The sequence below is a fragment of the Hyphomonas sp. genome, assembly GCF_040882205.1.
Taxonomy (GTDB): domain Bacteria; phylum Pseudomonadota; class Alphaproteobacteria; order Caulobacterales; family Hyphomonadaceae; genus Hyphomonas.
This window is the reverse complement of record NZ_JBBEBT010000041.1, coordinates 1-1,349: the sequence shown is the minus strand read 5'-3', so window position 1 is coordinate 1,349 and position 1,349 is coordinate 1. Positions and strand designations below refer to the sequence as shown.

Genomic DNA, 1,349 nt, shown 5'->3' with positions numbered 1-1,349 from the left:
TTCCGTTTGCCGCTTTTCCCGGCGCCGGGATGAGCGGCAGGCGAAGGCACCGCAGTTCCAGTTCCTCCGAAAATCCCCGCGCGACGCCGCAGAATATCGGCTATACCAGTGCCATAAGAATAACTTCCCGGGAGGAGCCCCCATGGCCGATGATCCGAAAACACCGCCCGGCGTACCCCAACCGGTGCCACGGTCCGTCCTCGAACTCTCGGCCTTCAATCCCGCCGCGCGCGACAATCCCCATCCGCTGCTGCAATCCCTGCAGACCCATTGCCCGGTGATGCGCGACGAGGCGGCGAAAGTCTGGGTCCTCTCCCGCCACAAGGACATCCGCGACACGGTCAACGACCGCACCTTCGTGCGCCATCCCCTCAACGCCGACCCCGAATCCATCACCGCCCGCCTCGTCGAGGAGGGCAGGGAGCGGCGCACCAGCATCCTCTTCCTCGACGATCCAGACCATGCCCGCATCCGCCAGCCTCTCGCCAAGGCATTCTATGCCCGCATCAACAAGATGCGCCCGGAGATCGAGGCGATGGTCGACAAGGTGATCGATGCCGCCCCCGCAAGCGGCGCCTTTGACCTGATGGAAAAGATCGCCGTGCCGGTCCCGGTCCTCGTCATCGCGCGCATCATCGGGGTCGATGAAGCCCGCCTTGCGGATTTCCGTCAGTGGTCGGAAGATGTCATCCTCGGTCTGAACCCTGTGCGCACGCCGGAAGAAACCGCCCGCGTCGTCTCCGGCGGCGAAGCGCTCGATGCCTATTTCGCCGAACTCATGCAGGCCCGCCGCGAGGCGCCGCAGGACGATCTGGTCACCGACATGGTCCAGCTGCAGGCCAGCGGCGAGGCAGATGTCGCAGACGATGAAGTCTGCCTCAACCTGCAGGCCCTCCTCGTCGGTGGCAACCTGACGACAACCGATCTCATCGGTAACGGCATCTGGCTCCTGTTGACGCATCCACAGCAGACCGCCGCCCTGCGCGCAAACCCGGACCTTGCTGCCCAAGCGGTGGAGGAAGTGCTGCGCTACGAGGCTCCGGTCCAGGTCACCTCCCGCATCGTGCAGGAAGATCGCACGGTCGCCGGTTACCCGATGCTCAAAAGCCAGCCCGTCTTCATGTCGCTCGCCGCCGCCAACCGCGACCCGGAAGTCTTTGCCGACCCGCAGGATTTCGACATCACGAAGAAACGCGCCGGCCATGTCGCCTTCGGCGGCGGCCCGCATATCTGCATCGGCGCCCCGCTCGCCCGCATCGAAGCGCGCCACGCCTTCCTCAAACTCCTCGCCCGCTACCCGAACCTGCGCCTCGCGGAGCAGGATTTGTCATGGCGCACGCTCCCTTTCT

General features: G+C 65.2%; 1 protein-coding gene. It reads left to right on the top strand.

Features of this window, described 5'->3' with window-relative positions:
• Positions 1 to 142: 142 nt before the first annotated feature.
• Positions 143 to 1,349, top strand: a 1,207-nt coding sequence (locus tag WEA77_RS02200) for a cytochrome P450 (protein WP_368066237.1), incomplete at its 3' end; no start/stop codon positions are given.